Consider the following 12,223-nt stretch of genomic DNA (forward strand, 5'->3'; position numbering starts at 1 on the left):
TTACTGGATGTCGGCGGACGACGGCGAGGCGGCCGTCACCGTCGTGGCCACGGCGGCCAACAGCAAAACCCGCGGTGCCCTGCCTGCCGCGCCAGCCACCGGCAAAGCCGCTGTGATCAAGGACTTGAGCCCGGCGGGCGACCTGTTCGCCGCCCGCAGCTGGAAGGCTGAACCGACGCTCGCCAGCGTCACCGAACAACCCGTCAACGTGACCCCGGTGGTGACCGTCCCCAGTGCACCGCCAATGCCTTTCCAGTTTATCGGGCGCATGGATGATCGTTCAGACCAGCAAGTGTTTTTGTTGAGCGGAGAAAAAATATACGTCGTACGCAAAGGGGATGTGATCGACGAAACCTGGCGGATCGTGGGCATTTCCGATGTGGAACTGAGCCTCGTCTACCTGCCTTTGCATTTGTCCCAGACCTTGTCTATGGGGAGCACGCCATGAATAGATCCCGTTTGCTGATGAGCTTTTGCTGTGCGTGTGCCGGGCTGGTGGCGTGCAGTTCTGCCCAGGTCGCCAACAAGGAAGCGTCCGAGCTGATCGAGCAGGGACAATACGAGGCCGGCCTGGCGCGTATTGAAGAAGGGCTGCGGGAAAACCCTCGTAATACCGAACTGCACCTGGCCCGCAACTCCGCCCACGCCAAGGCGATTACCGCGCTGCTGACCGAGGCTGACACCGACCGTTCGCACCGGGACTTCGCCGCCGCGCGCGTCAGCTACAACCGGGTGCTGACCATCGAGCCGAACAACCGGCGTGCCCAGGATGCAATGCGCCAGCTCGACTACATGCGCAGCCTCGATGAAAAACTCGAGCTGGCCCGTGGCGACTTGCGTCGCGGCGACATCTACGGGGCCGACCGTCAGGTCAAACAGATCCTCGAACTGGACCCGAAAAATGAAGGCGCCCTGGAACTGCAAAGCAACATCCGTCTGGTCCAGAGCCGCAACGTCATCCAGTACCCACAACTGCGCACACGCCTGGAACGGCCCGTGACCCTGGAGTTTCGCGACGCCAACCTGAAAACCATTTTCGAGGTGCTGTCCCAGGTCGCCGGGTTGAACTTCATCTTCGACAAGGACCTGCGCCCGGACATGAAAGCCACGATCTTCGTGCGTGACGTGCGCATCGAAGACGCCGTGGAACTGCTGCTGCAACAGAACCAGTTGCATCAGAAAGTGGTGAACGAAAACACCTTGCTGATCTACCCGGACTCACCGCAAAAGCTCAAGGATTACCAGGAGCTGGTGATGCGCACCTTCTACCTGACCAGCATCGATGCCAACACCGCGCTGAACATGATCAAAACCATGCTCAAGACCCGCGACGTGTTTGTCGATGAGCGCCTCAACACCCTGACCATGCGCGACTCCGAAGACGCGATCCGCATGGCGGAAAAACTCCTGCAATCGCAAGACCAGTCCAACCCCGAAGTGGTGCTGGAAGTGGAGGTGATGGAGGTTGCCACCCAACGGATTCTCGACCTTGGCCTGCAATGGCCGAACACCTTCGGCGTGGTCAACGGCGACGGTTCGCCGGTGCAGATTCTCGATCAATTGAAAGGCATCGACTCCAGCCGGATCACCATCTCGCCTTCGCCGCAAGCCAAGATCAATGCCCAGGACAACGACATCAACACCTTGGCCAGCCCGGTGATTCGTGTCAGCAACCGCGAGCAGGCGCGCATCCACATTGGTCAGCGCGTGCCGATCATCAGCGCCACGTCGGTGCCGTCGACCCAAGGCCCGGTGATCACCGAAAGCGTCACCTACCTGGACGTCGGTCTGAAGCTGGAAGTGCAGCCGACCGTGCACCTGAACAACGAAGTGGCAATCAAAATCGCGCTGGAAGTGAGTAACGCCACGCCACTGGAACCGACCCGCCAGGGCACGATTCCGGTGCAGGTCGATACCCGTAACGCCCAGACCACCCTGCGCCTGCATGACGGCGAAACCCAGATTCTCGCCGGCCTGATGCGCAACGACCATGGCGCCACCGGCAACAAGATTCCGGGGCTTGGCGACATTCCTGGCCTGGGCCGGTTGTTCGGCAGCAACAAGGACAACGTCAGCAAATCGGAACTGGTGCTGTCGATCACGCCACGGATCGTGCGCAACCTGCCGTACCAGAGCCCGTCGGACATGGAATTCCCGACCGGCACCGAAACCAGCATGCGCATTCAGGCACCGGACCGGCAGATGGAACCGCCCATTCAGAACGAGCACATCGATCGGCCGGTGGCGGCCTCAACCACTCAAGTGTTTATCGAGAAGCCTTGATCATGAGCGCCTCGCAACGCGGTTTTACCCTGATCGAAGTCGTGGTGACGCTGGCCCTGATCGGCTTGCTGGCCGGCATGGCCGCGCCGCTGACCGAGACAGTGGTGCGCCGGGGCAAAGAGCAGGAACTGCGCACCGCGCTGTACCAGATTCGCGATGCCATCGACGCTTACAAACGCGCATTCGACGCCGGTTACATCGAGAAGTCCCTGAACAGCAGCGGCTATCCGCCGAACCTGAAAGTGTTGGTGGAGGGGGTGCGCGATGTGCGCAGCGCCAAGGGGGCCAAGTTTTATTTTCTGCGGCGCGTGCCCCATGACCCGCTGAAGCCGGTCAAGCGTGACGACGACGGCGGCTGGGGTTTGCGCTCCTATGACAGCACGGCTCAAAACCCGCGTGAGGGCCAAGACGTCTTTGACGTTTACTCCCAGGCGCGGGGCAAAGGGCTTAACGGCATCGCCTACCGGGAGTGGTGAGCTTATGCGTCGGGAAAAGGGGTTTACCCTGCTGGAACTGATGGTGGTCATGGCAATCATCGCAACCCTGATGACCATCGCCTTGCCACGTTATTTCAACAGCCTCGAGGCCTCGAAAGAGACCACGCTGCGCCAGAGCCTGTCGGTGATGCGCGAAGCCCTGGATCACTACTACGGCGACACCGGGCGTTATCCCGATTCCCTTGAGCAACTGGTGGAACAACGCTACCTGCGCAACTCGCCGATGGATCCGATTGCCGAACGCAAGGACCTCTGGGTCATGGTCGCACCACCGGACGGCGTACCGGGTGGCGTCGCCGATATCAAAAGCGGGGCCACAGGGAGGGCGCGTGATGGCAGCCTCTATTCCGAGTGGTAAACCTTCGAACGAGGGCGGTTTCACTTACCTGGGCGTGCTGTTCCTGATCATGCTGATGGGCATGGGCCTGGCCACTGCCGGCGAGTTGTGGTCGACCCTCTCGCGCCGTGATCGTGAGCGCCAGTTGCTCTGGGTCGGCACGCAATACGCCCAGGCATTGCGCAGCTACTACCGCAGTTCACCAGGCTTGGCGCAATACCCGAAGGAGCTGGTAGACCTGTTGCAGGACGAGCGTTTTCCCAGCCCAAAACACCATATCCGGCAGCTGTATCCGGACCCGATCGGCGGCGGAGAATGGAGCCTGATGCGCGGTTTCGATGGCCGCATCACCGGCCTCAACAGCGCCTCCACGGACACGCCGCTCAAGCAGGCGGACTTCCCCTCTCAGTGGTCGGATTTTGCCGGTATGGCGAGTTACAAGGACTGGCAGTTCGTGGCCGAGAAAGCCTTTCTCGAGGGCACATCGGGACCTGCCAAGGGCCAGTCACAATCGCCCGAAGCGTTGCAGCCATGAATCGATTCTGCGTGGCCGTGATCCTGATGCTGGCGTCTGCTGCCGCCACGGCCGGCGAAGAGGACGAAATGATGGGGTTCATCGTCGATGACACGATCTCGCACATCGGTCACGACTTTTACTACTCGTTCAGTGAACGCCTGCGCGCCACCAGCCCGATGGATTTCAACCTGGTGGTACGCGAACGACCTTCGGCGCGGTGGGGCGCCCTGGTCACTGTGGAATATCAGCAGCGTCTGGTTTACCGGCGTTTTTTGCCGCCGAACACCGTGGAACTCAAGGAAGAGGCCTATGACGCCGCCGACTGGGTCCGCGGGCAGATCGTCCAGCGCAAGCTGGAAGCCTTGTTGCAGGACACAACGGACCTTGAGAGGGACGAACTATGAAAACCACAACGTTCTCGCAGCACCGCCTGTTTTCAAGGGCAGGCATCTGGTTGGTCGGGCTCGGCAGTTGTGGCCTGGTCCAGGCCACCGAGCTGGTCTACACGCCCATCAACCCCTCGTTTGGCGGCAACCCGCTGAACGGGACCTGGCTGCTCAACAACGCCCAGGCGCAAAACGATTACGACGATCCTGACTTGAAAAAACGCACCGCCGCGGCCGGCACTTCGGCGCTGGAGCGGTTCTCCAGTCAGTTGCAGTCGCGGTTGCTAGGGCAGTTGCTGGACAACATTTCCGCGGGCAACACCGGGAGCCTGACCACCGACGCTTTTATCGTCAACGTGGTCGACGACTCCGGCCAATTGACCATCGTCGTGACCGACCGAGCGACCGGTGAAGTCTCCGAAATTCAGGTGAGCGGCCTGGCCCCTTGAAGGGATCCGGGTTGATGGGGAGGGAAGGATATGAAAAGAATAATGGTGCTAGGGCTGATGTTGGCGGCGTTACAGGGGTGCAGTCTGCGCGAGCCGATCGGGGCTGAGCAGGACACCGAAACCCCGACGCTGACCCCGAGGGCTTCGACTTACTACGACTTGATCAACATGCCACGACCCAAGGGCCGGTTGATGGCGGTGGTGTACGGTTTTCGCGACCAGACCGGGCAATACAAACCGACCCCGGCCAGTTCGTTTTCTACCAGCGTCACTCAAGGCGCAGCGAGCATGCTGATGGATGCGTTGCAGGCCAGCGGCTGGTTTGTGGTGCTGGAACGGGAGGGGCTGCAGAACCTGCTGACCGAACGCAAGATTATCCGCGCCTCGCAGAAAAAACCGAACACGCCGGTGAATATCCAGGGCGAACTGCCGCCGTTGCAAGCGGCGAACATGATGCTTGAGGGCGGGATTATTGCGTACGACACCAATGTGAAAAGCGGCGGGGAAGGGGCGCGTTACCTGGGGATCGATATTTCCCGGGAGTATCGGGTGGATCAGGTCACGGTGAACCTGCGGGCGGTGGATGTGCGCAGTGGGCAGGTGCTGGCCAATGTGATGACCAGCAAGACGATTTACTCCGTGGGCCGTAGTGCCGGGGTGTTCAAGTTTATCGAGTTCAAGAAGTTGCTTGAGGCGGAGGTTGGCTACACCACGAACGAGCCGGCGCAGTTGTGTGTGTTGTCGGCGATCGAGGCGGCGGTGGGGCATCTTCTGGCGCAGGGGATCGAGCGGCGTTTGTGGCAGGTGGCGGGGGATAATTCGCCTGAGAGCGGTGAGACGCTTGACCGGTATCTGACCCAGAACAAGGTGGTGCCTGAAGAAGAGTGACCGAGGCCAGACCCGGAACTCTGTAGGAGCCGGCTTGCCGGCGATGGCGGCCTCATGACCGACCATTTTCTTTCGGGTGTACATATCCATTGCTGCGGTAACGGCCACTTGTGGTTTCGCCCTTACGGCGAGTCCCTTTTGGCAAACGCCCCAAAAGGAACCAAAAGGTCTCGCCCCGGCGTCCGGCCCCTCGCTAAGGCTCGGCGTTCCCTCGCTCCGGTCCTGCTCCGTGGGCCCGCCGCGATCGGCCATCCATGGCCGTGCGCGGCTAACCCGGCATCCATGCCGGGTTGCCCACTGCGCAGAACCTCCACTCGGCCTCCCGAAGGGGCGGGCAGATCAAAATCAAAAGCGCAAGGCGAGCTAACGCTCGGCCTGATGAGTGGTGAAGGGCGGGTGCGTTGCTTGGCTCTTCGTAGGAGCGATGCTTGCTCGCGAAGGCGGCTTGGCAGCCAACCCTTCACTCACGAATGCCCCCACCCCCTGTAGGAGCCGGCTTGCTGCGGGCGGCTCCTACAGGGGATCGTATTTATCCAACACATATGCATTTCCCTTGTAGGAGCCAGCTTGCTGGCGATGGCGTCCTTTCAGGCGATAAATGCGTCGACTGACCCACCGCCATCGCCAGCAAGCCGGCTCCTACAGGGATCTGCATTTGCTTTTGATTTCCAGCACTCTTCAGGCCGAGCGTTAGCTCGCCTTCCGCTTTTGATCTGAGCGCCCCCTCGAGAGGCCGAGTGGAGGTTCTGCGCAGTGGGCAACCCGGCATGGATGCCGGGTTAGCCGCCCCCGGCCAGGGATGGCCGATGGCGGCGGGCCCACGGAGCAGGACCGGAGCGAGGGCATGCCGAGCCTAGGCGAGGCACCGAACGAAAGGGGCAAGAGCGCTTGGTTACTTGGCGCTTCTCCAAGTGACTCGCCGTAAGGGCGAAACCCATAGTGGCCGTTACCGCAGCAATGGATATGTACACCTGAAAGATAATCGTCGCCTGTCAAGACGCCTTCGCCGGCAAGCCTGGCTCCTACAGAAAGCAGGCCACAAAAAAACCGCGCCCCCCTCAAGATCCGCGGTTTTTTATACCCCTGCAATTACTGCTGCAACACCGTCGCCTGGTTATCCATACCCACCTGTTGAATGGTCGCCATCTGCGTCACGCCACTCTGATCAACATTGGCAATGTTCCCGATCCCGCTCTGGGTCACATACGCCACATTCATGCTGTCGGTCTGTTTCAGAGTGATCTTGTTATCGTTGCCCCACTGGCTGGTAGAGGCCAGGTTGCTGGTACCGGACTGGTCGAATTCGCTACGGTTGTTCATGCCGTTACTGCTGCCCTCGACCAGGTTGGTGGTGCCGCGCTGGTCGGCGATGAGGACGTTGTCGGTGCCGTTCTGATCGAAGTACAGCTCGTTGTAGTTCTCCGCCTGGCTGACGATGGTTTTGTTGCCCATGCCGGTCTGGCTGGTGGTCATGACGTGGCCGACGCCGTCCTGGGTGAAGTTGGCAATGTTTTCCTTGCCGTTCTGAGTGATGGTTGCGCTTTGGTTGCTGCCAAATTGACCACCTTTTTGCGGGCCTTTCCAGTTGCTGGCGTAGACCTTGTTGTCGCTACCCACCGACGTCGCGGTGAGCGAATGGCCTTCGCCGGACTGATAGGTGAAGTGCACGTTGCCCGTACCCGTCTGGTACAGCGCCAGGGTCGAGCCGGTGGACTCGAACTGGTCGGCGTAGATCGCATTGAGGTTGCCGACCTGGAAGACCTGGGCGGTGTTGTTTTCGCCGAAACTCTGGTCGACCACGGTTTCGTTGGTCTCGCCCATCTGGTCGACGGAGGCCGTGCTGCCCGCTTGCCCGTCTTGCCAGATTTCGGTGCCGTTACCGTCGCCGTTCTGGTTGATGGTCAGGTTGCCGCCGTCGCCGTTGCGCTGGTCGCCGTAGGCATAGTTGTTGGCGCCGGACTGGTTGATGTCGATCTGGCCGCCCATGTGGTTGATCTGTTCGGCGGTGGCGTAGTTGGTGGTGCCGTACTGGATGATCACTGCCATGTTGCCGATGCCGGGCTGGATCTGCTCGATGTTGGCTTCATTGCTGTCGCCGTACTGGAAGGTTTGACCGGAAGTGCCCTCCTGGCTGTCCTGATAGACGAACGAAAAGTTACCGCTGCCTTCCTGTTGTTGCAGCACTTCGCCGCCGCCCGCGCCGATCGATTGACTGGCATGGCTGGTGTTGAAGCTGCCGGTCTGTTTCTGGGTGATGGTGCTGTTGTCTTCATACAATTGCTCGGCGTAACCGGCGTTGTATTCACCGACCTGGTTCTGGTCGATGGTGCTGGTGGCCGAGTCCTGCACGGCGGCCGCATCGTTACCCTCGCCGAGTTGCTGCTGGGTGGCGGTGCTGTAGGGGGCCTTGGTCTGTTTCACATTGGCGATGTTGGCGGTGCCGACCTGGTCCTGGGTGGAAATGCTGTCGTTGGCCAACGCATGGGCACTGGCAATGACCAGGATCGCGGCGGTGAGGGGCGTCAGTTTGAACATGATGAAACCTCCATGTGGTGCGGTGCTTTAGCGGTATTGTTTGACTGAAACGCTCATGCCGTTTCCCGATTGGGTCACGGCGCTGGAAAGCCCCGTGCCGGCCTGGTCGATGCTGGCGTCGTTGTTATTGCCGTTCTGGGCTATCTGCGCGCGGTTCTGGCTGCCGGTCTGGGTGATCGAGGCCGAGTTGCCGGAGCCTTGCTGAGTGATCATTGCCATCAGGTCGCTGCCTTGTTGCAGGATGTAGGCTTCCTGATTGCTCCCCGACTGGACGATGGTGCCGAGCAGCGACTGGCCGTTCTGTTGCAGCAGCGCCACGTTGGCCTGGCCGTTCTGGTCGATCCGCGCGTGCTGGCCAACCGGCGGTGGCAACTCGCCGAGGTCGGTGCCGGGGCCCAGGTCATCGTTCTCCATCAGATCGTCGGCGCGCACGCCCGCGCTGCTGCAGAGCAGAAGCAGGCAGAGCAGGGCGGCGGTCGACGTTTTCATGAGAATGTCCTTTCGCAAGAGGCCAGCCCCATCGGCCACGTGACCGATGGGGCCAAGGCTCAGTTGGAGATCACCGTCACGGTGCGCACGGTGCCTTGGGACGAGGTGATGGTGGCCGTCGGGTTCGCCGATGGAATCACCGTGGTGGTGTTGTTCACCGTCAGCCGCCAGCGACCGGTCACCGCCACCGTGGCAGTGCCCAGGGTTGCCAACCCGGTTGGGGTGCTCACCCGGATGGTGACGACGTTGCCGGTGGTCACCGATGAGGTGCCCGCGAAGTCCCAGGTGAAGCGGTTGTTGGAGCGTGCCGACACCGTTGCCGTGGTCACCGTGAAGGTTTCTGCCGGTGGCCGTGGCGAGACTTGCACGGTGACCGTCGCCGGTGCCGTCGACTGGGCGCCGAAGCTGTCCCGGGCGAAGTAGGTGAAGGTCGTGGTGAACGCCGTGGTGAAGTTGGCCGGTGGGGTGTATGTGATCACCGTACCGTTGCTGCTGACGCTGCCGCGACCGTTCGGTGGTTGCGTGAAGCTGGCGACCGCCAGCGGCACGTTGCCTTCCGGATCGGTGTCGTTGGCCAGCACACTGATCGGTATCGCCACGCCCAGGGTTGCGACGCTGTCGGCGACGGCCACCGGTGGCCGGTTAGGCGCCACGGTGATGGTCACGGTCGCCGGAGTGACCGAGGCCAGGCCTTTGATGTCTTGAGCTCTGTAGGTGAAGGTCGTGGTCAGCGGCGCAGTGACTACGGGGGGCGGTGTGTAGACCACGGCGGTCGTGCCGCTCATCGCCACGGTGCCTTGCCCGGCGGCCGGTGAGGTCAGCGCGACGATGCTCAATGGCGTGTTGCCGTCCGGGTCGCTGTCGTTGGCCAGCAGGTTGAGGGTGATCGGCACCCCGAAGCTGGTGCTGCCGGTGTCGGCAACGGCCAGCGGCGCCTCGTTTTCACCGCTGTTCGGTTGTGTGCCGATCACCACCACAGGTTCGGTGTCGTTGCCGCCGGCGGCGGATTTGATCGTGACACTGGCCGGTGGCTGCGACAGATCGGCAACGCTCAGGCGTTGCAAGGTGCCGGTTTTCGTCAGCCGTCCGAAGCCCTGGGCGACCATGTCCGGCACCACGACTTCGTCTGACGAGGTGGCTTCGATCAGCAGGCTGTGATTACTCCAGTTGTAGCGTGCGGTCTGGATTTTCACGATGTCGGTGACTTTGCTCGACACTGCCGTTGGCCGGTTGGTGCCACTCGGGTCGGTCGCGGTGACCACGACCACCGGAGGAACCGTGCTGCCTGTCAAACGATGGCCGAAGAACTGACCGGTGTTGTTGCCAAGCATGGTGACCAGGCAGGGCGATTGCGGTGGCCCGGGAACCAGAGGCACGGTTTCACGGAAGCACAGGCTCGAACTGATGGCCGATTTGCCGAAGACTTCGACCCGGGTACTGCTCGTGCCCGGACCTGTCGGGAGGCGGCGGTAAGTGGCGCGGCCGATTTCCACAGGGGTTTGCGCACGGCTGTCGAGGACTTTGCCGGACACGGTAAAGAGGTTGGTCTGAATGGTCCCGGCCGGACCCTGGACACGCAGGAAGTTATTGTTGAACGGGCTGCCGGTGACCGCTTCGCTGAGGTTCGGATCACCCACGAATGTCTCGATGGCGCCGGTGTCCGGATTCACTTCGGTGTACGGCCCGTTGACGCTGCGCAGAAATGGCCCGACCTCCCCGTTGAGTGCCCCGGCGAAGTTGCCCGGTGCGCCGATGCCGATGTCGCGGGTGATGTTGATCGCCCGGCGGCCCGGTGTGGTGACGTTGACTGTTTCCACGCCGTACGGGTGGGTGATGGTGTAGGTGCCCGCGACAGGTATGTTCACCCGCATGCGAATCCGCGCGAAGCTGGCCTGATCGCCGTCGACAGGGTTTTCCGCAGCGAACGCCGCTTCAATCCCGGCCACGTAGGCATCCACGCCATAACCTCCAACATCGTTGATGCTGGTCTCGGCGAGGAACCAGAACGCTTCCGGTGGCCAGTTATCCGGGAACACCATCGGCAGGGTGTCGTCGAAAATGCCGGGCTCCGGATTCAGGATGCACATATAGGCGGGGGCGCCAGGAGCACCCGGTGCCCGCGTGCTGGTAGCCCGTGACTGGCACAGTTCCAGCGACAGCAAGTTGCTGTCCTGATACCACATGGGGAATTTCCCTGTGGCGAAAGTGTAGGGGCCGGTATCGACGGCATTGAGTTGCGCGAACGCACTGCCGGACAGCGAAAGAGTCAGCCCGAGCGCCTTGAGCGCGAAGCGTGGCCACTTGTTCATGATGCCTCCTGATGCGGATCTGGGCATGAGAGCGTTCATTGCACGATGACCACTTCTTCGGTATCGCTGCCGCCATTGGATGACGTCACCTGAACCTTGGCCGGTGGAATCGGCGAGATGCCGGTCGACAGGGATTTCTCTGCGCCGCTGCCACTGAGGGCGCCGATGGCGACACCCGTGCCGGAGGTGGCGGTGAGAATCGGCGGCGATGTTTCATCGCTGGTCGAGGCCACTACCGTGATTTGCCCGCTGCTCAGGCTGTACTCGGCCCGTGAAATCACCACCAGGTCGGTCAGCGGCATGGACAAGGAGGTTGGCGTGCTGGTAGGGATGGCCAGATGATTGTCGGCCGTCACCAGCAAGCTGCTCGGCAACGTCGGGTTGGTGGCTGACTGGGCGTACCAGTGGCCGGTGGTGTTGGCCTCGATCAGGTTCAACACCGGGGTGTTGCTGTCCAGGGTCACGGTGGCCGGTGGTGGCGGGGCCATGACGAAAACATCCTGGTGGGCCACCGGGGCGCTGGCGCCGGCTGTGCGCGAATAGGTGCTGCGTTCGGCAATGATCGGAGTGGGGCGAACGAGCGTCGATAATTTGCCGGAAATGGCCATCACCGTCGTGCGCAAGTCCAGTCCGTTAGGCCCTTCAATGCGGATGTAGTTGGTATTGAAAGGGCTGCCTGTGAAAGCCTCTTCCAGGTTCGGATCGCCCACGAACGTGTCGGTTGAACCGGTAACCGGGTTGGGCTCGACGTAAGGGCCGTTGAGGCTGCGCAGGAAGGGGCCGATGTCCGCTTTGAGCGCACCGTCGTAGGTTTTCGGCGAGCCGATGCCGATGTCCCGGGTCATGTTGATCGCGCGGCGCCCGGGGGTATCGACGTTGAAGACATCGACGCCGTAAGGGTGGGTGATGACATAGGTGCCTGCCGTGGGCACGTCGACCCGAATACGGATACGGCCAAAACTGACCTGGTCGCCTTCCAGCGGGTCGCCACCACTGAACGCGGCTTCAACGGCGCTGACATAGGTCAGGTCGATGCCCCGTGCGGCATCGACGATGGATCCGTCGCCGGTGAACCAGAACGCTTCGTCGGGGAAGTTGGTCGGGAAAACGATGGGTTGAGTGTCATCGAAAATGCCGGGATTCGGATTCAAAAGGCACATGTAGGACGGTGCGCCGGGCGCACTCGGAACTCTGGAGCTGACGGCCTTGGACAGGCACAAGTCGAGGGTTCGACCGTGGGTGTCCTGATACCAGGAAGCGAAGTTACCGTTGGCGGGAACATAGGGGCCGGGGTCGACAGCAAACAGCGCTGCCTGGGCGACGCCTTGGGCCAGAGCGGACACGACCAGGGCGATCGTGGTTTTGGACAGTAAAGGGTGCATGAGTATTCCCTCTATCAGAGACCTGCCCCTTGGGGGGGTGGGTCAGTTGACGGGGGAGTCGGCAACTTCCGTACCAATCGTTGAAAACGGCCGGCAGAGGCCCGGCATTACAGCGTTTCGCTATTACGCGTTGCCTGGATACCAGACGAAC

The 12,223-nt window shown here is 61.6% G+C and carries 12 protein-coding genes; 8 read left to right on the forward strand and 4 right to left on the reverse strand.

Features of this window, described 5'->3' with window-relative positions; genetic code table 11:
• The 8 genes from KGA97_RS27280 to KGA97_RS27315 form a co-directional block, all read left to right on the forward strand.
• Window positions 1-448 (forward strand): hypothetical protein (locus tag KGA97_RS27280; RefSeq protein WP_223481841.1); only part of this gene is annotated, 448 nt, incomplete at its 5' end.
• On the forward strand, window positions 445-2,283 hold the full coding sequence (locus KGA97_RS27285) for a secretin N-terminal domain-containing protein (RefSeq protein WP_008043349.1): 1,839 nt from the start codon (window positions 445-447) through the stop codon (window positions 2,281-2,283). The genes KGA97_RS27280 and KGA97_RS27285, both read left to right, overlap by 4 nt.
• Before the next feature lie 2 nt (window positions 2,284-2,285).
• Complete coding sequence (locus KGA97_RS27290; RefSeq protein WP_008043347.1) at window positions 2,286-2,759, forward strand: type II secretion system protein; 474 nt, start codon at window positions 2,286-2,288, stop codon at window positions 2,757-2,759.
• Between the two features lie 4 nt (window positions 2,760-2,763).
• Entirely contained in the window at window positions 2,764-3,138 is a 375-nt protein-coding gene (locus KGA97_RS27295) for a type II secretion system protein (RefSeq protein ID WP_192228729.1), read from the forward strand.
• Window positions 3,113-3,652, forward strand: a complete 540-nt coding sequence (locus KGA97_RS27300) for a type II secretion system GspH family protein (protein WP_223437524.1) — start codon at window positions 3,113-3,115, stop codon at window positions 3,650-3,652. The genes KGA97_RS27295 and KGA97_RS27300 overlap by 26 nt, the downstream gene beginning before the upstream one ends.
• Entirely contained in the window at window positions 3,649-4,038 is a 390-nt protein-coding gene (gene csgE / locus KGA97_RS27305; RefSeq protein WP_008034030.1) for a curli production assembly/transport protein CsgE, read from the forward strand. The genes KGA97_RS27300 and csgE overlap by 4 nt, the downstream gene beginning before the upstream one ends.
• Window positions 4,035-4,469 (forward strand): curli assembly protein CsgF, encoded by a 435-nt coding sequence (locus KGA97_RS27310; protein WP_008043342.1) that lies wholly within the window; start codon window positions 4,035-4,037, stop codon window positions 4,467-4,469. Before csgE ends, KGA97_RS27310 begins: the two co-directional genes overlap by 4 nt.
• A gap of 30 nt (window positions 4,470-4,499) precedes the next feature.
• Window positions 4,500-5,357 (forward strand): CsgG/HfaB family protein, encoded by an 858-nt coding sequence (locus KGA97_RS27315; protein WP_008034033.1) that lies wholly within the window; start codon window positions 4,500-4,502, stop codon window positions 5,355-5,357.
• Window positions 5,358-6,446: 1,089 nt separating this feature from the next.
• Here the strand turns inward: KGA97_RS27315 and KGA97_RS27320 are convergent.
• Genes KGA97_RS27320 through KGA97_RS27335 form a run of 4 tightly spaced genes read right to left on the reverse strand, consistent with a single transcriptional unit; the run spans window position 6,447 to window position 12,072 of the window.
• The gene (locus KGA97_RS27320) at window positions 6,447-7,892 is read right to left on the reverse strand and encodes a curlin (protein ID WP_223481842.1); all 1,446 of its coding nucleotides are present in this window, start codon (window positions 7,890-7,892) and stop codon (window positions 6,447-6,449) included.
• Window positions 7,893-7,919: 27 nt separating this feature from the next.
• A complete protein-coding gene (locus tag KGA97_RS27325) occupies window positions 7,920-8,381 on the reverse strand; it encodes a curlin (protein ID WP_223437528.1) in 462 nt (153 codons plus the stop codon).
• Between the two features lie 59 nt (window positions 8,382-8,440).
• Window positions 8,441-10,690 carry an Ig-like domain-containing protein gene (locus tag KGA97_RS27330; RefSeq protein ID WP_223481843.1) on the reverse strand — a complete coding sequence of 750 codons (2,250 nt, stop codon included), beginning with the start codon at window positions 10,688-10,690 and terminating at the stop codon, window positions 8,441-8,443.
• A gap of 35 nt (window positions 10,691-10,725) precedes the next feature.
• Window positions 10,726-12,072: a hypothetical protein gene (locus tag KGA97_RS27335; protein WP_008043629.1), complete on the reverse strand. Its 1,347-nt coding sequence runs from the start codon at window positions 12,070-12,072 to the stop codon at window positions 10,726-10,728.
• Window positions 12,073-12,223: the final 151 nt, after the last annotated feature.

Origin of the sequence: Pseudomonas sp. BF-B-15 (assembly GCF_019946675.1) — a bacterium.
Taxonomy (GTDB): Bacteria; Pseudomonadota; Gammaproteobacteria; order Pseudomonadales; family Pseudomonadaceae; genus Aquipseudomonas; species Aquipseudomonas migulae.